Origin of the sequence: Klebsiella quasipneumoniae subsp. quasipneumoniae, assembly GCF_020525925.1 — a bacterium.
Lineage (GTDB): Bacteria > Pseudomonadota > Gammaproteobacteria > Enterobacterales > Enterobacteriaceae > Klebsiella > Klebsiella quasipneumoniae.
In genome coordinates, this window is the sequence record NZ_CP084876.1 from 2,105,406 (window position 1) to 2,125,175 (window position 19,770).

The 19,770-nt window shown below is 58.5% G+C and carries 17 protein-coding genes, 1 other RNA gene and 1 pseudogene; 11 read left to right on the forward strand and 8 right to left on the reverse strand.

The window, feature by feature from the left end; genetic code table 11:
* The first annotated feature begins 7 nt into the window (after nucleotides 1-7).
* Nucleotides 8-1,441 carry a H+/gluconate symporter gene (locus LGM20_RS10195; RefSeq protein WP_023290109.1) on the forward strand — a complete coding sequence of 478 codons (1,434 nt, stop codon included), beginning with the start codon at nucleotides 8-10 and terminating at the stop codon, nucleotides 1,439-1,441.
* A gap of 120 nt (nucleotides 1,442-1,561) precedes the next feature.
* Entirely contained in the window at nucleotides 1,562-2,539 is a 978-nt protein-coding gene (btuC, locus tag LGM20_RS10200) for a vitamin B12 ABC transporter permease BtuC (protein ID WP_044523839.1), read from the forward strand.
* 45 nt (nucleotides 2,540-2,584) lie between these two features.
* On the opposite strand, the gene LGM20_RS10205 is transcribed toward btuC, so the two are convergent.
* Nucleotides 2,585-3,385 carry a MetQ/NlpA family ABC transporter substrate-binding protein gene (locus LGM20_RS10205; RefSeq protein WP_004203125.1) on the reverse strand — a complete coding sequence of 267 codons (801 nt, stop codon included), beginning with the start codon at nucleotides 3,383-3,385 and terminating at the stop codon, nucleotides 2,585-2,587.
* A gap of 236 nt (nucleotides 3,386-3,621) precedes the next feature.
* On the opposite strand from LGM20_RS10205, the gene LGM20_RS10210 reads away from it, so the two are divergent.
* From LGM20_RS10210 to selO, 4 genes are all read left to right on the forward strand, one after another.
* The gene (locus LGM20_RS10210; protein ID WP_004203124.1) at nucleotides 3,622-4,173 is read left to right on the forward strand and encodes a glutathione peroxidase; all 552 of its coding nucleotides are present in this window, start codon (nucleotides 3,622-3,624) and stop codon (nucleotides 4,171-4,173) included.
* The gene (gene btuD, locus LGM20_RS10215; RefSeq protein WP_023290105.1) at nucleotides 4,173-4,922 is read left to right on the forward strand and encodes a vitamin B12 ABC transporter ATP-binding protein BtuD; all 750 of its coding nucleotides are present in this window, start codon (nucleotides 4,173-4,175) and stop codon (nucleotides 4,920-4,922) included. The genes LGM20_RS10210 and btuD overlap by 1 nt, the downstream gene beginning before the upstream one ends.
* An 81-nt stretch (nucleotides 4,923-5,003) precedes the next feature.
* Nucleotides 5,004-5,468 carry an NlpC/P60 family protein gene (locus LGM20_RS10220; RefSeq protein WP_002909082.1) on the forward strand — a complete coding sequence of 155 codons (465 nt, stop codon included), beginning with the start codon at nucleotides 5,004-5,006 and terminating at the stop codon, nucleotides 5,466-5,468.
* 113 nt (nucleotides 5,469-5,581) lie between these two features.
* Complete coding sequence (gene selO / locus LGM20_RS10225) at nucleotides 5,582-7,024, forward strand: protein adenylyltransferase SelO (RefSeq protein ID WP_044523837.1); 1,443 nt, start codon at nucleotides 5,582-5,584, stop codon at nucleotides 7,022-7,024.
* Nucleotides 7,025-7,053: 29 nt separating this feature from the next.
* On the opposite strand, the gene hemP is transcribed toward selO, so the two are convergent.
* From hemP to LGM20_RS10245, 4 genes and pseudogenes are all read right to left on the reverse strand, one after another.
* The gene (gene hemP, locus LGM20_RS10230) at nucleotides 7,054-7,233 is read right to left on the reverse strand and encodes a hemin uptake protein HemP (protein ID WP_086076121.1); all 180 of its coding nucleotides are present in this window, start codon (nucleotides 7,231-7,233) and stop codon (nucleotides 7,054-7,056) included.
* Between the two features lie 155 nt (nucleotides 7,234-7,388).
* Complete coding sequence (aroH, locus tag LGM20_RS10235; RefSeq protein ID WP_032453261.1) at nucleotides 7,389-8,435, reverse strand: 3-deoxy-7-phosphoheptulonate synthase AroH; 1,047 nt, start codon at nucleotides 8,433-8,435, stop codon at nucleotides 7,389-7,391.
* Between the two features lie 154 nt (nucleotides 8,436-8,589).
* Entirely contained in the window at nucleotides 8,590-9,423 is an 834-nt protein-coding gene (ppsR, locus tag LGM20_RS10240; RefSeq protein WP_002909061.1) for a posphoenolpyruvate synthetase regulatory kinase/phosphorylase PpsR, read from the reverse strand.
* A 147-nt stretch (nucleotides 9,424-9,570) separates the two neighbouring features.
* Nucleotides 9,571-9,687, reverse strand: a pseudogene (locus tag LGM20_RS10245) (hypothetical protein); the annotation flags it as partial.
* A gap of 75 nt (nucleotides 9,688-9,762) precedes the next feature.
* Here LGM20_RS10245 and ppsA point away from each other — a divergent pair.
* Nucleotides 9,763-12,141 (forward strand): phosphoenolpyruvate synthase, encoded by a 2,379-nt coding sequence (ppsA, locus tag LGM20_RS10250; RefSeq protein ID WP_004203115.1) that lies wholly within the window; start codon nucleotides 9,763-9,765, stop codon nucleotides 12,139-12,141.
* 86 nt (nucleotides 12,142-12,227) lie between these two features.
* Here ppsA and rprA read toward each other — a convergent pair.
* Nucleotides 12,228-12,335, reverse strand: an RNA gene (gene rprA / locus LGM20_RS10255) — antisense sRNA RprA.
* Nucleotides 12,336-12,524: 189 nt separating this feature from the next.
* The gene (gene ydiK / locus LGM20_RS10260; RefSeq protein WP_023290101.1) at nucleotides 12,525-13,637 is read right to left on the reverse strand and encodes an AI-2E family transporter YdiK; all 1,113 of its coding nucleotides are present in this window, start codon (nucleotides 13,635-13,637) and stop codon (nucleotides 12,525-12,527) included.
* A 218-nt stretch (nucleotides 13,638-13,855) separates the two neighbouring features.
* On the opposite strand from ydiK, the gene ydiJ reads away from it, so the two are divergent.
* The 3 genes from ydiJ to LGM20_RS10275 all read left to right on the forward strand — a co-directional run bounded on the left by ydiJ (nucleotide 13,856) and on the right by LGM20_RS10275 (nucleotide 17,771).
* Complete coding sequence (ydiJ, locus tag LGM20_RS10265) at nucleotides 13,856-16,912, forward strand: D-2-hydroxyglutarate dehydrogenase YdiJ (protein WP_032453253.1); 3,057 nt, start codon at nucleotides 13,856-13,858, stop codon at nucleotides 16,910-16,912.
* The gene (menI, locus tag LGM20_RS10270) at nucleotides 16,909-17,319 is read left to right on the forward strand and encodes a 1,4-dihydroxy-2-naphthoyl-CoA hydrolase (protein WP_023290099.1); all 411 of its coding nucleotides are present in this window, start codon (nucleotides 16,909-16,911) and stop codon (nucleotides 17,317-17,319) included. Before ydiJ ends, menI begins: the two co-directional genes overlap by 4 nt.
* A 203-nt stretch (nucleotides 17,320-17,522) precedes the next feature.
* Nucleotides 17,523-17,771, forward strand: coding sequence for a GlsB/YeaQ/YmgE family stress response membrane protein (locus tag LGM20_RS10275; protein ID WP_004203110.1), 249 nt, complete (start codon nucleotides 17,523-17,525; stop codon nucleotides 17,769-17,771).
* A 98-nt stretch (nucleotides 17,772-17,869) separates the two neighbouring features.
* Here LGM20_RS10275 and LGM20_RS10280 read toward each other — a convergent pair whose 3' ends face one another.
* On the reverse strand, nucleotides 17,870-18,190 hold the full coding sequence (locus LGM20_RS10280; RefSeq protein WP_023290098.1) for a hypothetical protein: 321 nt from the start codon (nucleotides 18,188-18,190) through the stop codon (nucleotides 17,870-17,872).
* Between the two features lie 597 nt (nucleotides 18,191-18,787).
* On the opposite strand from LGM20_RS10280, the gene LGM20_RS10285 reads away from it, so the two are divergent.
* The gene (locus LGM20_RS10285; RefSeq protein WP_032453251.1) at nucleotides 18,788-19,768 is read left to right on the forward strand and encodes a DUF1852 domain-containing protein; all 981 of its coding nucleotides are present in this window, start codon (nucleotides 18,788-18,790) and stop codon (nucleotides 19,766-19,768) included.
* Nucleotides 19,769-19,770 lie beyond the last annotated feature (2 nt).

The window sequence follows — 19,770 nt, forward strand, 5'->3', positions numbered from 1 at the left end:
GAGTGTTATGAGTGACTCAACGCTCGCAGGCAATACGCCTGTCAGACGAAATATCACGCGAAAAAACGTTATTACCGGTCTGTTATTGCTGCTGTTCGTGTTGATTGCGCTGTGGTGCCACGGTCGACCGGGCAGCGAGCTTGGCCTGCTGGGATTTACGCCGCTGGTGGCGTTAGCGATATTATCGCTGATCGGCGTCGATATAGTGCTGGCGGTCATCTCCTCGATTATTATCGCCATGATCATGACCTCGACCGGTCTGCCGGAAATGGGCGCGATGCTGGCGAAATCCACCGGGTCATTTATTGCCACCGTCGGGCTTATCATTATGCTCGGCGCCGGCGTGGGGGAAGTGGCCACCCGCACCGGCGCGGCGGTTGAACTGGTGAAATTCGTGGTCCACCGTATTGGGCTGTCGAGCCAGACGCGGGTCAAGTTCGGCATTGTGGTGTCATCGATTTTAATTTGCGGTTCGCTGGGCACCATGGCCGGCGGCAATGCGATTATTGTCGCAGTGATTATCCCCGTAGCGGCGGCGGTACGCTTAACGCCGCCGACGGTAGCCGCGCTGATGATGACCGCCGGTTCCGTTGGACTCTTTACCGGGCCCTTCACCCCCAGCACCGTGACGATCCTCAGCCTCGGCGGACTGAGCTATCCGGATTATCTGCTGTATGTCGGCCTGCCGATGAGCGCCGTCACCCTGTTAGCCGGCTGGATCATGGCCGGACGGATCCAGAAGATGACCGAAGGCAAACTGCGCTATGAGGTCGATCTCTCGGAAAAGCCGCAAGAGGATCTTAGCGCCGCGCAGCAGCGCCGGCGTAAATTAAGCGCGCTGGCTTTCGCTGCGACCATCATCGTGATGGCGGTGGTTGGGGTGGTGATTAAAGCCGGCTTCAGCTTTGCGATTATCGTCATGCTGCTGGTGGCGCTGATGACCGGGCTGGTGGGCGGCCTGCGGCCGACGCAGATCCTGCAGGCGCTGTATCACGGCTGCGGTCGTCTGGTGTGGATGTTTATTCTCTACTGGCTGTATAACCCGATCCTTGAGCTGATGGATGGCCTGCACGCCTATCAGGGGCTGCTGGAGTATACCCAGCCGCTGCTGGAGGGGATCTCCCCGGCCTGGCTGTGCTTTAGCATCTTCGCGTTCAATATTATCGGCCATGTGCCCGGCGCGGCGGTAGCCCAGATGACCTTTACGCATAAAATCTTTGGCCCGATGCTGATGGCCGCCGGCGTGCCGCCGCAGGGGACCACCGCGGTGCTGCTGGCCTCGTCTCAGGTGGACTGGTTCGGGCCGTTTCCCTCATCGGACATGTTCGGCCAGATGGGGCTGGCGCAGTCTACACATCTGAAGTATATGCTCTATAACGGCTGGGCAATCGTGGTGGCGAACATCATTCTCTTCGCGCTGCTGTTTCAGATTCTGGTGTAAAGCGGGATGGTCGACGGGGGGAGTGTCCTCCGCGTCGACCTTTGGTCGTGAGGTTTTCCTTTTCTCACCGCGACACCCACCGTAAAATCAGCCTCTTGTTCCCACTGCGTAATGGAATCTATGCTGACTCTCGCCCATCTTCAACAGCGCCGCGGCCGGCGTTGGCTCCTTGGTTTAACGCTGTTGCTGCTGGTCACCCTGCTGATCAGCCTGTGCGCGGGGGATCAATTGATCCCGCCCGGCGAGTGGCTCAGCGCCAAAGGTCAGCTGTTTATCTGGCAGATCCGCCTGCCGCGGACCCTGGCGGTGCTGCTGGTGGGGGCGGCGCTGGCGCTCTCCGGGGCGATAATGCAGGCGCTGTTTGAAAATCCGCTGGCGGAACCGGGTCTGCTGGGCGTCTCCAACGGCGCGGGCGTCGGGCTGATTGCCGCCGTCCTGCTGGGTAAAGGCCTGTTACCGGGCTGGGCGCTCGGGCTGTGCGCGATCCTGGGCGCGCTGCTGATCACCTTTATTCTGCTGCGTTTTGCCCGCCGCCATCTTTCCACCAGCCGCCTGCTGCTGGCGGGGGTGGCGCTGGGGATCATCTGCAGCGCCCTGATGACCTGGGCGGTCTACTTCTCCACCTCTTTTGATCTGCGTCAGCTGATGTACTGGATGATGGGCGGGTTTGGCGGCGTCGACTGGCAGCAGCTGTGGCTGATGATAGCCCTCCTGCCAGCGCTCTGCTGGGTCTGTCTGCAGTCGCAACCCCTGAATTTACTGGCGTTGGGCGAAGTCTCCGCCCGTCAGCTCGGGCTGCCGCTGTGGCTGTGGCGTAAGCTGCTGGTGGTGGCGACCGGCTGGATGGTCGGCGTGAGCGTGGCGCTGGCGGGGGCGATTGGCTTTATCGGCCTGGTAATTCCGCACATTCTGCGGCTATGCGGCTTGAGCGATCACCGGGTCTTGCTCCCGGCCTGCATGCTGGCAGGGGCAAGCGCCTTGCTGGGGGCGGATATTATCGCCCGGCTGGCGCTTTCCGCCGCTGAGCTGCCGATTGGCGTGGTGACGGCGACGCTGGGCGCGCCGGTCTTTATCTGGTTGCTGCTGCGCTCGCGGTGACGGGAATAGCGCGACGCCGTCTGCAGGGACGGCGCCGGCTCGGGCTTACCAGCCTTTGATCGCGTCGCCTTTGTAGACTTCCTTCGCTTTTTCCGCGACTTCACTGGTCTGGAAGGCGGCTTTCAGTTCCTGAATTTTCTTGCTGTCCTTGTTATCCTCGCGGGCGACAATCGCATTCACGTAAGGGGAATCTGGTCCCTCCATGAACAGGCCGTCGCGGGCGGCCGACAGGCCCGCCTGGGCGGAGAAGTTGGTGTTAATGATTGACAGGCTGACGTTCGGGTCATCCAGGGTGCGGGTCAGCTGCGGGGTATCCACCTCCACAATTTTCAGCTGTTTCGGGTTGTCGATGATATCCAGCGTGGTGGGTAAATAGCCGACGCCCGGTTTCAGCTTGAGCAGCCCCTGCGCCTGAAGCAGCAGCAGGCTGCGGCCCAGGGTAGTGGTTTCATTAGAGATGGTCACCGTCGCTCCCTCGGGGAGCTCGCTGATATTTTTGATGCGATGTGAATAGGCGGCGATAGGGAAGACAAAGGTTTTACCGACCACCGCGAATTTATAGCCGCGCTCTTTCGACTGCGCCTCAAGGTACGGCAGGGTCTGGAAGGCGTTGGCATCCACATCTTTGTTGTTCAGTGCTTCGTTAGGCAGCACATAATCATTGAAGGAGACCACTTCGACGTCGAGGTGATATTTATCCTTCGCCACTTGCTCCACCACTTTCCAGATGGCTTCGTCCGGCCCGGTATTGATAGCGACTTTCACTTTATTATCTTCATCCGGAGAGCAGGCGCTCAGCAGGGCGACAGAGGCGGCGATTAACGCCAGGCTAAACAACTTCTTCATCAACAAAACTCTCTTAAATTAACAAGTAACGAAACCATATTACATTCATGGAACACTGTACACGTAAATAGGTGCCTGCCCAATTGAGAGGATTTCATGTTGCCGACGGGCAGCGAAGCGCTGTTACATCATGCGACAACTCGCGGGGATTGGCAGTAGAATGGCGGGCGCTGAATCCGCTACAGTAGATAGGGATCACCTTCACCGGAAACCGGTTTATCCATTGAGGACAGGCTATGCAACATGACATTCTGAATACCGAAGTGACGACCATTGATGGCGAGAAGACCACCCTGGCATCCTTTGCCGGCAAGGTACTGCTGATCGTCAATGTGGCCTCCAAATGCGGCCTGACGCCGCAGTATGAGCAACTGGAGGACCTGCAAAAGCAGTTTGCCGGCGAGGGCTTCAGCGTGCTGGGCTTCCCCTGCAACCAGTTCCTCGGCCAGGAGCCGGGGAGTGAAGAAGAGATTAAGACCTTCTGCAGCACCACCTACGGCGTCACCTTCCCGCTGTTCAGCAAGATTGACGTCAACGGCGAGCATCGCGCACCGCTCTATCAAAAGCTGGTTGCCGCCGCGCCGAAGGCGGTGGCCCCGGAAGGCAGCGGTTTTTATGAGCGGATGGCCAGCAAGGGCCGCGCGCCGCTGTATGTGGACGACATTCTGTGGAATTTCGAAAAATTCCTCGTCGATCGCCAGGGCAACGTCATTCAGCGCTTCTCTCCGGATATGACGCCGGACGATCCGCAGCTGGTGGCGGCGATTAAAGGAGCGCTGGCGAAATAATGTCGTTTCTGATGCAGCTACAGGATGTAGAAGCGGCGGGGCGTCTGGCCCCGTTTTCTGCGGCCTTTCGCGCCGGGGAGATCGTTCACCTGGTGGGGCCGAACGGCGCAGGGAAGAGCACGCTGCTGGCCCGCATGGCGGGGTTGTCCGACGGCCCCGGCGCGATTCATTTTAACGGACGGTTGCTTGACGAGTGGCCGGCGACGGAGCTGGCGCGCCGCCGCGGATATCTGTGCCAGCAGCAGACCCCGCCGTTCGCCATGCCGGTGTGGCACTATCTGGCGCTGCACAGGCAGCAGCAGGGCGACAGCGCCCGGGTGAACGATATCGCGGCCAGGCTTGGCCTTGACAATAAGCTGGGCCGTCAGGTCAATCAGCTGTCGGGCGGCGAGTGGCAGCGCGTGCGGCTGGCGGCAGTGATCCTGCAGATCGATCCCTTAAGCAATCCCGCGGGTCAGCTGCTGCTGCTGGATGAGCCGATGAACAGTCTGGATGTGGCCCAGCAGGCGGCGCTGGATCGGCTGTTACGCGAGCTGAGCGCGGCGGGAATCGCGGTGGTGATGAGCAGTCACGATCTCAACCACACTTTGCGCCATGCCGGACAGAGCTGGCTGCTCTGCCAGGGGGAAGCCATCGCCTGCGGGGAGACCGCCGAGGTGCTGAACGAGGAAAATTTAACCGCTGCCTATGCGATCCCGTTCCAGCGCGTGGAGGTGGCCGGTCATATTATGCTCATCGCGTCACAGTAGCACGCAGTTATCTTGTCACTATATTGATAAACAAGCTAAATTATTGCGATAAAGAGACTAGGGACAGAGGGATCATCTGAAATGCGCTTCTGGTTCATGTTGGCGGCGGCGTTAATTTTAGCCGGCTGCAGCAGCCATCGGGCACCGCCGCCGAATCCTCGGCTGGCTGACTCCATTACGGTGGTGGCGAATCTGAACGAGCAGCTGCGCAGCTGGCGCGGCGCACCGTATCGCTACGGCGGCATGACGCCGCGCGGCGTCGACTGCTCCGGCTTTGTGGTGCGCACGTTTCGCGATAAATTTGCCCTCCAGCTGCCGCGCGAAACCCGCGAGCAGGCGGAAATCGGCACCCGTATTGATAAGCGCGATCTGCTGCCCGGCGATCTGGTGTTCTTCAAAACCGGCTCAGGCGAAAGCGGCCTGCACGTCGGCATCTACGATACCGATAACCAGTTTATTCATGCCTCCACCAGTCAGGGCGTCACCCGTTCCTCGCTGGATAACGTCTACTGGAACAAAAAATTCTGGCAGGCGCGGCGTATCTGACGTCATTCAGCGGCCGGAGGGAAGCGAGCGCTTCCCTTTTTTATGCCGATAACCCTGCACTCCGCCCGTGTTAATCCGCTGTTCCAGGCACTACACTGGAGAGAGGAGGAACCATGACCCTTTCTTTTACCACCCACTGGCGGGATGAACTGCCGGACTTTTACACTTCCCTGTCACCGACGCCGCTCGATAACGCCCGACTCATCTGGCGCAACGCTCCGCTGGCGCAACAGCTGGGCGTCCCTGACGCGCTGTTTGCGCCGGAAAGCGGGGCCGGCGTCTGGGGCGGCGAAGCGCTGCTCCCGGGCATGTCGCCGCTGGCGCAGGTTTACAGTGGCCATCAGTTTGGCGCCTGGGCCGGCCAGCTGGGCGACGGACGCGGGATCCTGCTCGGTGAGCAGCAGCTGGCGGATGGCCGCCGTTACGACTGGCATCTGAAAGGCGCCGGCCTGACACCCTATTCACGGATGGGGGACGGCCGCGCCGTGCTGCGCTCGACGATCCGGGAAAGCCTGGCGTCGGAGGCGATGCACGCCCTGGGGATCCCAACGACGCGCGCTCTGGCGATGGTCACCAGCGATACCCCGGTCTACCGCGAGCACGTGGAGCCTGGCGCGATGCTGATGCGGGTGGCCGAGAGCCATGTCCGCTTTGGTCATTTCGAACATTTTTACTATCGTCGCGAGCCGCAGAAGGTTCAGCAGCTGGCCGATTATGTCATTCGTCACCACTGGCCGCAGCTGCAGGATGAAGCGGACAAGTACCTGTTATGGTTCCGTGACGTTGTCACGCGTACCGCGCAGACCATCGCCAGCTGGCAAACCGTGGGCTTTGCCCATGGGGTGATGAATACCGACAACATGTCGATTCTCGGTTTGACCATCGACTACGGGCCGTATGGCTTCCTTGACGATTTTCAGCCGGACTTTATCTGCAACCACTCCGATTACCAGGGGCGCTACAGTTTTGAAAACCAGCCGGCGGTGGGGCTGTGGAATCTGCAGCGTCTGGCCCAGTCGCTGTCGCCGTTCATCAGCGCCGAAGCGCTGAACGCGGCGCTGGATGAGTATCAGCACGCCTTGCTGACCGCCTATGGCCAGCGGATGCGCGACAAACTTGGCCTGTTCACTCAGCAGAAAGGGGATAACGATCTGCTCGACGGTCTGTTTGCCCTGATGATCCGCGAGAGAAGCGACTATACCCGAACGTTCCGCCTGCTGAGCCACAGCGAACAGCTCAGCGCGGCCTCGCCGCTGCGCGACGAGTTTATCGACCGTGCGGCATTCGACAGCTGGTTCGCCGGATATCGCGCGCGGCTTCGTGATGAACAGGTGGAGGATGCCCAGCGCCAGCAGCGGATGCAGGGTGTCAACCCGGCGCTGGTGTTACGTAACTGGCTGGCGCAGCGGGCGATCGAGCAGGCTGAGGCTGGCGATATGGGGGAGCTGGAGCGTCTGCATGCCGCGCTGGCCGATCCCTTCACCGATCGCGAGGACGACTACGTCCGCCGGCCGCCGGACTGGGGGAAACGTCTGGAAGTCAGCTGCTCGAGCTAACTCGCCTCGCCCCGCTTGCTGCGGGGCAATTATTTGGTCAGGATCAACTTCCCGGCGTGGGTCTGGCGCAGCAGATAGCGCTGGCCGCCATGCTCAATGACTACCCGTCCTTCGCTGCCTAACAGAACCCGACTGCTGATCTGTCTGTCCGTCGCCATGGGATAGGGGGCATTGTCTTTTGGTTTTTCAGCTGTGGCAGTGTTATCCATACGCGTCATAGCTCTCAAAATAAAAATCAAAGCAACAATGATAATCATTATCAATAATGTTGTTTTTGACGGCAAGCGTTATTTATCGTGTTACCGAATTTGGTAGGGGAATGGCAGAAGGGGATCGCCCACCGCAGGCGCGGCGGGCGGAGCGGTCACAGACGGGTGGCCGTGGCGGCCGCCAGTTCGCTCAATAAACGTTCGCTGTCTTCCCAGCTCAGGCAGGGATCGGTGATCGACTGGCCCCAGGCCAGCGGCTGGCCGGGAACCACTTTCTGGGTCCCTTCCTGCAGGAAGCTCTCCGCCATAATGCCGGCGATGGCGGTAGAGCCCGCGCGAATTTGCTGACAGATATCGGCGCACACCTCCAGCTGACGGCGATGCTGCTTCTGGCAGTTGCCATGGCTGAAGTCGACCACCAGCTGCTCCGGCAGATTGAATTCACGCAGCGCCTCGCCGGCGGCGGCGATATCCTCGGCGTGATAGTTCGGCCGTTTGCCGCCGCGCATAATGATATGCCCGTACGGGTTGCCGCTGGTCTGGTAAATCGTCATCTGCCCCTGCTTGTCCGGAGAGAGGAACATATGGCTGGCGCGGGAGGCGCGGATGGCGTCTACGGCGATGCGCGTATTGCCGTCGGTACCGTTTTTAAACCCGACCGGGCAGGAGAGCGCCGAGGCCATTTCACGGTGGATCTGACTTTCCGTGGTGCGCGCCCCGATGGCTCCCCAGCTGATGAGATCGGCGATAAACTGACCGGTCACCATATCGAGAAACTCGGTGGCCGTCGGCACCCCCAGCTCATTAACCTGCAGCAGCAGGCGCCGTGCCAGTTCAATACCGTGGTTGACCCGATAGCTGCCGTTGAGGTCCGGGTCGGAGATTAAGCCTTTCCAGCCCACCACGGTACGGGGTTTTTCAAAGTAGGTGCGCATCACGATCTCCAGCTGCGGCTGGTAGCGCTCGCGCATGGTCTGCAGGCGGCGGGCATACTCCATCGCCGCGTCGGTGTCGTGAATGGAGCAGGGGCCGATAATCACCAGCAGGCGGCGGTCTTCGCCGTTGAGGATTTTTTCAATGCGGCGACGGGAGGCCGAGACGTGGGCGGCCACGTCGGCGGTGACGGGATGGCGCTGGGCCAGCTCCGCGGGCGTTACCAGGCTTTCAATGCGCGCGGTACGCAATTCGTCTGTTTTATTCATTGGGGTCTCAAAAATCTGTTTCTTCGCCAGCGAAAATGCCGGGAAGTGATGCGCATCACGATAAACCAATCCCTGCTTATTGCAAGAGCAGGGCATGATCCTGTATAGGCCACGGGTGATAGCATAAACAAATTTTCAATAATGTACTAGTGTATTAGTACATCCTGCGATTCAGCCCCATGATGTCCATGATTTTTGTCGCTATTTCCTCAACGGAATAGTTGGTGCTGTTCAGGCAGGGAATTTTATTCTTGCGATACAGCGCCTCCACTTCGGTCACTTCCATCCGACACTGGCGCAGCGAAGCGTAGCGGCTGTTCTCCCGGCGCTCCTCGCGGATCGCCGCCAGACGCTCCGGATTGATGGTCAGGCCGAACATCTTATGCTGCAGGGGTTTCAGCGACGCCGGCAGAACCAGATTGTCCATATCGTCGGCGATAAACGGATAGTTGGCGGCGCGAATGCCGTACTGCATAGCGAGGTACAGACTGGTGGGCGTCTTGCCGCAGCGCGACACGCCGAGGAGGATCACCTGCGCCTGGTCAAGGTTGCGCAGCGAGATGCCATCGTCATGGGCGAGGGTGTAATCGATGGCGGCGATGCGCGCATCGTATTTGATCAGGTTCCCGGGGTTCAGGCCGTGGGTGCGGTGGGCCACTGGCGTCGGGTCGAGGTTGAGCTCCTGCTGCAGCGGGGCCACCAGCGCCTGAACGATATCCTGACAAAAGCCCTCGCTTTGCAGAATGATATCGCGGATCTCCGGAATAACGATGGAATAGAACACCAGCGGGCGGATGCCCGTTTGCTGATAAATGGCGTCGATCTGCTCTTTCACCGCCCGCGCGCGACTGATATTTTCCACAAACGGCAGGGTCACGCTGCTGATGGCGACCGGGAATTGCGACATGACGGCATGCCCCAGCACCTCCGCCGTAATGGCGGTACCGTCAGAAATATAAAATACGTGGCGATCTACAGCACTTTCCATTTTGACCATCCGGTATAATGAGTTTAATTGCCTGAAAGCGGATATTAAATTTAAGCATATCCCTGTTTGATTTGTCTCTTCTTAAAATTGAAACGCTATTTTTGTTTTTTATGAAAAGGGTGGTTCATTTTCTTTTTTTTGCCGTAATTTCCAGCGTTTTTCGTCATAATTCCTAAAAATCATTGAGTTATCTATATCGCGGGAACAGTCCGAAAAAAGAAAAAATAATTTGCTTGAACGATTCACCGTTTTTTTCAGCACCATAAATATGTCAGGATAATCTTGCAGTCGATCGTGAAATTTTTTTCACTGGTATTAAATCACAAAAGGATTGTCTCGATGTCCAACAATGGCTCGTCACCGCTGGTGCTTTGGTATAACCAACTCGGCATGAATGATGTAGACAGAGTTGGGGGCAAAAATGCCTCCCTTGGTGAAATGATTACCAATCTGTCCGGTATGGGTGTGTCCGTACCTAACGGGTTTGCCACCACCGCTGATGCTTTCAATCAGTTCCTGGACCAAAGCGGTGTTAACCAGCGCATTTATGCGCTGCTGGATGAAACCGACATTGACGACGTTTCCGCATTAGCGAAAGCGGGCGCGCAGATCCGACAGTGGATCATCGATACCCCCTTCCAGAGCGAACTGGAAAACGCGATTCGCGATGCTTATGACCTGCTGTCCGCCGATGACGCCGAGGCCTCATTCGCCGTGCGCTCTTCCGCCACCGCGGAAGATATGCCGGACGCCTCCTTCGCCGGGCAGCAAGAGACATTCCTCAACGTGCAGGGCTTTGACGCCGTGCTCGTTGCCGTGAAGCACGTGTTTGCTTCACTGTTTAACGATCGCGCGATCTCCTATCGCGTGCATCAGGGTTACGATCACCGCGGCGTGGCGCTCTCCGCCGGGGTGCAGAGGATGGTCCGCTCCGATCTGGCCTCCTCCGGCGTCATGTTCTCCATCGATACCGAATCCGGCTTTGACCAGGTGGTGTTTATCACCTCGGCGTGGGGGTTGGGCGAGATGGTGGTGCAGGGCGCGGTGAACCCGGACGAATTCTACGTCCACAAACCGACGCTGGCCGCTGGCCGCCCGGCGATCGTGCGCCGCACCATGGGGTCGAAAAAGATCCGCATGGTTTACGCGCCGACTCAGGAGCACGGCAAACAGGTGCGTATCGAAGATGTGCCGCAGGCGCAGCGCGATATCTTCTCGTTAACCAACGAGGAGGTGCAGGAGCTGGCGAAGCAGGCGGTGCAGATCGAGAAGCACTACGGCCGTCCGATGGATATCGAGTGGGCGAAAGATGGCCACACCGGTAAGCTGTTTATCGTCCAGGCGCGTCCGGAAACCGTGCGTTCCCGCGGCCAGGTGATGGAGCGTTATACCCTCCACGCTCAGGGGCAGATCATCGCCGAAGGGCGTGCCATCGGCCACCGCATTGGCGCCGGTCCGGTGAAGGTGATCCACGATATCAGCGAGATGAACCGCATTGAGCCAGGCGATGTGCTAGTTACCGATATGACCGACCCGGACTGGGAACCGATCATGAAGAAAGCCTCGGCGATCGTCACCAACCGCGGCGGACGTACCTGCCACGCGGCGATCATCGCTCGTGAGCTGGGTATTCCGGCGGTGGTCGGCTGCGGCGATGCCACCGATCGCATTCAGGAAAACCAGAACGTGACCGTCTCCTGCGCCGAAGGCGACACCGGCTATGTCTACGCCGAGCTGCTGGACTTCAGCGTCAAGAGCTCCAGCGTCGGCGACATGCCGGATCTGCCGCTGAAGGTGATGATGAACGTCGGCAACCCGGATCGCGCCTTCGACTTCGCCTGCCTGCCGAACGAAGGCGTGGGTCTGGCGCGGCTGGAATTTATCATCAACCGCATGATTGGCGTTCACCCGCGCGCGCTGCTGGAGTTTGACGACCAGGAGCCGGGCCTGCAGAACGAAATCCGCGAGCTGATGAAAGGCTACGATTCGCCGAGAGAGTTCTACGTTGGCCGCCTGACCGAAGGGATCGCCACCCTTGGCGCCGCTTTCTATCCGAAACGGGTGATTGTGCGCCTTTCTGACTTCAAGTCGAACGAATACGCCAACCTGGTGGGCGGCGAGCGCTATGAGCCGGAAGAAGAGAACCCAATGCTCGGATTCCGCGGCGCCGGACGCTACGTTTCCGAAAGCTTCCGCGACTGCTTCGCGCTGGAATGTGAAGCGATGAAGCGCGTGCGTAACGACATGGGGCTGACCAACGTCGAAGTGATGGTGCCGTTCGTCCGTACCGTCGCCCAGGCGAAAGCGGTGGTCGAAGAGCTGGAGCGTCAGGGGCTGAAGCGCGGCGAGAACGGGCTGAAGATCATCATGATGTGCGAGATCCCGTCGAACGCGTTGCTGGCCGAGCAGTTCCTCGAGTACTTCGACGGCTTCTCCATCGGCTCGAACGACATGACCCAGCTGGCGCTCGGTCTGGACCGCGACTCCGGCGTGGTCTCTGAGCTGTTTGATGAACGCAACGACGCGGTGAAAGCGCTGCTGTCGATGGCGATCCGCGCGGCGAAGCAGCAGGGTAAATACGTCGGCATCTGCGGCCAGGGGCCGTCTGACCATGAAGATTTCGCCGCCTGGCTGATGGAGGAGGGGATTGATAGCCTGTCCCTCAACCCGGATACCGTGGTGCAAACCTGGTTAGGTCTGGCGGAACTGAATAAATAAGTTCGCCCTGACAGTACAGATCCCCGGCAGCGATGCCGGGGATTTTTTTTGCCGGTGTCAGGCCGCCCGGCGTCGCGATGCGCAGGACAAAAAAAAGCCCATCGTGGGAGATGGGCAAAGACTACACACAGCAATTCGTTGTTTCACTCAGGGGATTTCCATGCTTATAAATCAAGGTGTTGATTTATAACCGTGAGCTAATAGTAGGCAGCGGGGCCTTTGCCGTCGATCAGATTCCTCTCAATAGTTAAATTGTTGTGAAGGACCAGGAGGGTAAAAGCGGGTGCGGGGCATACAAGGCTGGCGTTTTGCCGGCGATCAATTAATTTTGCTTAACAATTGTCCTGGGGGGAGACAGGCGGGGCCCCCCGCCTGACAGGGCATTACTTGCGCCCGGCCTCCAGCTCGCTGAGCTCTTCGAGCACGACATCGGGGTCTTTCGGCGGCGGCGGCACTTCGTGCACCCAGGCGTCATACAGGCGCCAGGAGACGGCCAGCAGCACCGGACCGATAAACAGGCCGATCATGCCGAAGGCGATCAGGCCGCCAATGACGCCGGTAAGAATGAGGATCATCGGCAGGTCGGCGCCCATACGGATAAGCACCGGACGGATAACGTTGTCCATGGTGCCGACCACGCAGCTCCACACCAGCAGCACGGTGCCCCAGGTGGTGTCCCCGCTCCAGTAAAGCCAGATAATCGACGGCACCAGAACCAGCAAAGGCCCGAGCTGGACCAGACAGGTAAAGATCATCACCACGGTCAGCAGGGCGGCGTAGGGCACGCCGGAGATGGCAAGGCCGATCCCGCCCAGCACCGCCTGAGTGAGGGCCGTCACCACCACGCCCAGCGCCACGGCGCGCACGGCCTGGCCGGCCAGCAGCACGGCGGCGTCACCGCGTTTAGCCGCCAGGCGCGTGGCGAAATAGCGAAAACCGTAGGCTACCTGCTCGCCGCGCCAGTAAAGCAGCGCGCTGAATAACAGCATCAGGCCGCAGTAGACCAGCAGCTTGCCGATGTGCGCCGCCTGACCGACAAACCAGCTGGTGGTGGTGCCAATGTAGGGGCGAACCTTGGCCATAATCGCCGAGCCGCCCATATCCAGCAGGCCATGCCAGGCGGCGTAGAGCTTATCGCCGACCAGCGGCACGCTGTTGAGCCAGGCGAAATCCGGCAGCGTCACATTTCCGCTGCTGATGAGTTTGATCAGCGGAACGCTGTTATCCACCAGGCTGTTGACCAGCAGAGCGATAGGAATCACGAATAGCAAAAACAGCAGCAGGGTCATCGCCAGCACCGCCAGCATCCGTTTGCCGAACAGCACGCGCTGCAGACGCAGCAGCACCGGCCAGGTGGCGATCACCACGGTGCCGGCCCAGGCGAAGGACAGAATAAACGGCTGCACAACCCACAGGCAGGATATGATAATCAGGGCCAGGAACAGCACCGACAGCAGTATTTGCGGTATGTCCCGAGGCTGATGGGGGTTAATCATAGAGAATTTTTACCTTTCCAGTCGCGCCAAAAAGCTGGCGCCGCGTAAATCCATGTACTGATAATAATATCAATAATTTTGCCGGGCTGATTTTGCACAGAAAACACGTGGGCGCATATGAAAAAAATGTGATAAAAAGTTGAATGCGCTACGCAAACGTTTAGTTAGCACCAACACAATATTTTCAAACACAACATAGTCAGGCAGGGTCAAGTGTGATGATCCCACAAATTTCTCAGGCGCCAGGGGTAGTTCAACTGGTGCTGAATTTTTTGCAGGTACTGGAGCAACAGGGTTTTACCGGCGATACCGCCACCAGCTATGCCGACAGGCTGACGATGGCCACCGACAACAGCGTCTATCAGCTGTTGCCGGATGCGGTCCTGTTTCCACGTTCCACGGCAGACGTAGCGTTACTGGCGCGGGTCGCCGCCGAACCACGCTTTAAATCGCTGATCTTCACCCCGCGCGGCGGCGGCACCGGCACCAACGGCCAGGCGCTTAACGGCGGAATTATCGTCGATATGTCCCGCTATATGAACCGCATTATTGAAATCAACCCCGAAGAGGGTTGGGTGCGCGTCGAAGCCGGCGTCATCAAAGATCAGCTGAACCAGTTTCTTAAACCCTATGGTTACTTCTTTGCGCCTGAGCTCTCCACCAGCAACCGCGCCACCCTGGGCGGGATGATAAACACCGACGCCTCCGGTCAGGGATCGCTGGTGTATGGTAAAACGTCGGATCACGTGCTTGGCCTGCGGGCGGTGCTGATGGGCGGGGATATCCTCGATACCCAGGCGGTGCCGGTGGCGCTGGCGGAGACGCTTGGCAATACGCCCTCGACGATAGGGCGGATTTACAACACGGTCTACCAGCGCTGCAAGGCGCAGCGCGAGCTAATCATTGATAAGTTTCCCAAACTCAACCGCTTCCTCACCGGATACGATCTGCGCCACGTCTTTAACGATGAGATGAGCGAGTTCGACCTGACCCGTATTTTAACCGGTTCGGAAGGGACGTTGGCGTTTATCACCGAAGCGCGGCTGGATATTACCCGCCTGCCGAAGGTGCGCCGGCTGGTCAACGTCAAATATGACTCCTTTGACTCTGCGCTGCGAAATGCGCCCTTTATGGTGGAGGCCAAGGCCCTGTCGGTGGAGACCGTCGACTCTAAAGTCCTCAATCTGGCGCGCGAGGATATCGTCTGGCACTCGGTGAACGAACTGATCACCGACGTACCGGATAAAGAGATGCTCGGGCTCAATATCGTCGAATTCGCCGGGGATGACGCGGCGCTGATTGACCAGCAGGTCACCACGCTGTGCCAGCGTCTGGACGAGCTGATGGCCCGCAGCGAGGCGGGGGTCATCGGCTGGCAGGTCTGTCACGATCTTGATGGCGTGGAGCGCATCTACGCCATGCGCAAGAAGGCGGTAGGCCTGTTGGGCAATGCCAAAGGCGCCGCCAAGCCGATCCCCTTTGCCGAGGATACCTGCGTCCCGCCCGAACACCTGGCGGATTATATCGTCGAGTTCCGCGCGCTGCTCGACAGCCACGGCCTGAGCTACGGCATGTTTGGCCACGTCGACGCCGGGGTGCTGCACGTGCGCCCGGCGCTGGACATGTGCGATCCGCAGCAGGAGGTGCTGATGAAGCAGATCTCCGACGATGTGGTAGCGCTGACGGCGAAATATGGCGGTCTGCTGTGGGGGGAACATGGCAAAGGCTTCCGCGCCGAGTACAGCCCGGCATTCTTTGGCGAGGCGCTGTACGGCGAGCTGCGGAAGATCAAAGCGGTCTTTGATCCGGATAACCGACTGAACCCGGGGAAAATTTGTCCGCCGGAAGGGATCGACGCGCCGATGATGAAAGTCGACGCGGTGAAGCGCGGCACCTGGGATCGGCAGATCCCTATCGCGGTGCGCAGCGCCTGGCGCGGGGCGATGGAGTGTAATGGCAACGGGCTGTGCTTCAACTTTGACGTAAAAAGCCCGATGTGTCCGTCGATGAAGGTGAGCAACCAGCGCATCCACTCGCCGAAAGGGCGGGCGACGCTGGTCCGCGAATGGCTGCGTCTGCTGGCGGATCGCGGCGTCGATCCCAATCAGCTGGAGAAGGCGCTGCCGGAGCAGGGCGTTAGCCTGCGCTCGCTGGTGGCGCGCACGCGCAACAGCTGGCATGCGCGCAAAGGGGAATATGATTTCTCTCACGAGGTCAAAGAGGCGATGTCCGGCTGTCTGGCCTGCAAAGCCTGTTCGACCCAGTGCCCGATCAAAATCGATGTCCCGGAGTTCCGCTCACGCTTCCTGCAGCTGTACCACAGCCGCTATCTGCGGCCGGTGCGCGATCATCTGGTGGCGTCGGTGGAATCCTATGCGCCGCTGATGGCCCAGGCGCCGAAGACTTTTAACTTCTTCATGAACCAGCCGTGGCTGAAAAAGCTGTCGGAGAAGCATATCGGGATGGTCGATCTGCCGCTGCTCTCGGCGCCGTCGCTGAAGCAGCAGATGGCCGGCCACCGCTCCGCCAACATGACCCTTGAGCAGCTCGAAGCGCTGAGCGCCGAGCAGAAAGCGAAGATGGTGCTGGTGGTACAGGATCCCTTTACCAGCTATTACGACGCCCAGGTGGTGGCTGACTTTATCCGTCTGGTTGAGGCCTTAGGCTATCAGCCGGTGCTGCTGCCGTTCTCGCCGAACGGCAAGGCGCAGCATATTAAAGGATTCCTGACCCGCTTCGCGCGCACCGCGCAGAAAACGGCAGACTTCCTTAACCGCGTGGCGCAGCTGGGTATGCCGCTGGTCGGCGTCGATCCGGCGCTGGTGCTCTGCTACCGCGATGAATATAAGCAAACGCTTGGCGACAAGCGCGGCGATTTTCAGGTGCTGTTAGTCCATGAGTGGTTGCCGAAGGTCCTGACCGCCGACGCCCGTCCCGATCCGGGCGGCGAGCCCTGGTACCTGTTCGGTCACTGTACGGAAGTGACCGCGCTGCCGGCGGCGACGAAGCAGTGGGCAGAGATTTTTGCCCACTTCGGCGCGAAGCTGGAAAACGTCAGCGTCGGGTGCTGCGGGATGGCAGGCACCTATGGTCATGAAGTGAAAAACCATGCCAACTCGCTGGCCATTTACGCGCTCTCCTGGCAGCAGGCGATGCAGCGACTGCCGCGTAACCGCTGTCTGGTGACGGGCTACTCCTGCCGCAGCCAGGTGAAGCGCATTGAAGGCAGCGGCGTTCGCCACCCGCTGCAGGCGTTACTGGAGATAATCGGATGATTTGGAAACGTCAGGCCACGCTGGAGCAGCTCAACCGGCTCGGTGAGGGAAACATGGTAGGGCTGTTGGATATTCGCTTTGAGACCTTTACCGACGATACGCTGGAGGCCACCATGCCGGTGGATGGCCGCACACAGCAGCCGTTTGGCCTGCTGCACGGCGGGGCGTCGGTGGTGCTGGCGGAGACGCTGGGGTCGGTGGCGGGTTATCTGTGCAGCGAAGGCGAACAGAAGGTGGTGGGGCTGGAGGTTAACGCCAACCACATTCGTTCGGCGCGCGGGGGCCGGGTGCGGGGCGTGTGCAAAGCGCTGCACGTCGGGACTCGCCACCAGGTCTGGCAAATTGAAATCTTCGACGAACAGTCGCGATTATGCTGTTCATCGCGGCTAACCACCGCGGTAATATAAGTCGTGACCGGGAGGCGAATAGCCTCCCTTTTTTCAGGGGAATAAGCGGGGGCGGGGCCGCCAGCGCGAAACATGAGGCCAGCAGCGCTACCGCGCGGCGGCAAGAAATTATCTAATAAATAGATTATTACCGATCCAATCTCGTTATATATGCTACTCTTTTCAATACGAAATGCTTAAAGGTAACAAGAGGACGGTTAACCATGGGTATTCTTTCCTGGATCATTTTTGGACTTATTGCCGGTATTTTAGCCAAGTGGATTATGCCGGGGAAAGACGGCGGCGGGTTTATTGTAACCATTATTCTGGGGATCATCGGCGCCGTGGTCGGCGGCTGGATCAGTACCTTCTTTGGTTTTGGCAAAGTCGACGGGTTTAATTTCGGCAGCTTCGTGGTGGCGGTAATCGGTGCGCTGGTCGTGCTGTTTATCTACCGTAAAGTGCGCAGCTAATTTTCAGCATTCTGTTTTATTCAAGCTAACAAAAGCTGCCGCGATAAGCGGCAGCTTTTTTATTATCGCAGGACTCAGGCAGAGCGCCCACGCCAGGGCTATTTCCCGTCGGCATCCTCCGCAACCGGCACCACCTCAACGTGAACTTCGTAGTGCTTCGCCTGACCGGTGGGGATCAGGGCGGTCAGTTTGTTAATGGTTTCCGCCGGCGTATCGGTCGCGACCGTTGCTGAAAACAGCACCGGCTTGCGCGGCGGAAACGGTGGCGGGAACGGCGGCTGGGGGCCATGACCCATCTCCAGCGGAGGACGACCGCCGTTGTCGACAATGGGCGTCGGGGCGTCGGTTTTATCGGCGGCAAACGCGCTGGCGGCGGCCACGGCGGCGATAGCGAACAGGGCAAGGAGAGCTTTTTTCATCTGGTATTCCTCGATTAACAAGTACCAAAAGAGTAGAGGGCGGCGGCAGGCGGGACAATCCCGTGCGGCGCGAATCCTCTGAATCTCCTTTATTCCTCGCGAATGTGAAGGTCAGATGAGAGCGGGTGTCATTGTGTTCGGGAGCCTCTTAATTCAGCAGTACGCTCATAATCAGCAGCACGGCCATGCACATCGACATAATACTGATATCAACAATCATTCTGTACGACAAAAGCTCCAGCTAAACGGGTACGACGGCTATGTTAAGCACGTATTATAGTGGTTAAAGATTGTACCCTGGCATACATTCACACCACAAACGTTTATTAGCCTGACGTGGCCTGAACTGCCGCCCCTGACCATGGCATCATGACGATACCTCGAGTACACCTGGCGCTTAGCGGAGCAACATGAGGATAGCTCATGTTGCAATGAATTTAAGTCGCTTTCCCTCCATCACCGACTCTGGCAAAAATAGACCCATTAACGAATCAACAACATTTACCGGTTGAAGCGCGCCAGGTCTGACTCTGCGTCGCCTGTGGAAAATACTCCGCTTATTCCGCTTTATGCCCGACACCAGGATGGACAATCGCCATGAATAACGAATTTACCTATACGATTAAGCGCAGCCGGTTTGATGAAAATTATAACCCTGCGGAAAATACGCGTATTACCACCAACTTTGCCAATTTGGCCAGAGGGGAGAGCCGTCAGGACAATCTGCGCAATACGTTAATCATGATGAATAACCGGTTTAATACCCTGGCGCACTGGGATAATCCCTACAACGATCGCTATGCGGTGGAACTGGATATTATTTCTGTCGAGATGAATATTGCTCAGGATGCCGCCAGTTTTCCGGTGATAGAGATCCTGCAAACGCATATTGTCGATAAAAAAACCGGTGAGCGCCATGCCGGTATCGTCGGCAATAACTTCTCTTCGTATGTGCGGGATTATGATTTTAGCGTGCTGCTGCTGGAGCATAATAAAGACCAGAACCGCTTCAGCGTGCCCGAAAATTTTGGCGAGCTGCACGGCAATATCTTTAAGGATTTCGTGCAGTCCAGCGCCTATAAGACCAGCTTCAGCAAGGCGCCGGTGATTTGCCTGAGCGTATCCAGCAAAGATGTTTACCGTCGCACTGGCAACGAACATCCGGTCCTCGGCATTGAATATGCCCAGGAAGGCGTCTCGCTGACCGAGCGCTATTTCAGCAAAATGGGGCTGCAGGTGCGCTATTTTATGCCCAAACATAGCGTCGCGCCGTTGGCCTTCTATTTTTCCGGCGATCTGCTCAGCGATTACACCAGCCTGGAGCTGATCGCGACCATCAGCACGATGGAGACGTTTCAGAAAATATACCGACCGGAGATCTACAACGCGAATTCTGCGGCGGGGCAATACTATCAGCCCAATCTCAATCACCTGGATCATTCCGTCACCAAAATTGTTTATGACCGGGAAGAGCGCAGCCTGTTGGCGATAGAGCAGGGTAAATTTACACAACAACATTTTATCAACCCGCACAAGACGTTGCTTGAGCAATGGTCTGCTAACTTCGCGCTTTGCTAAAC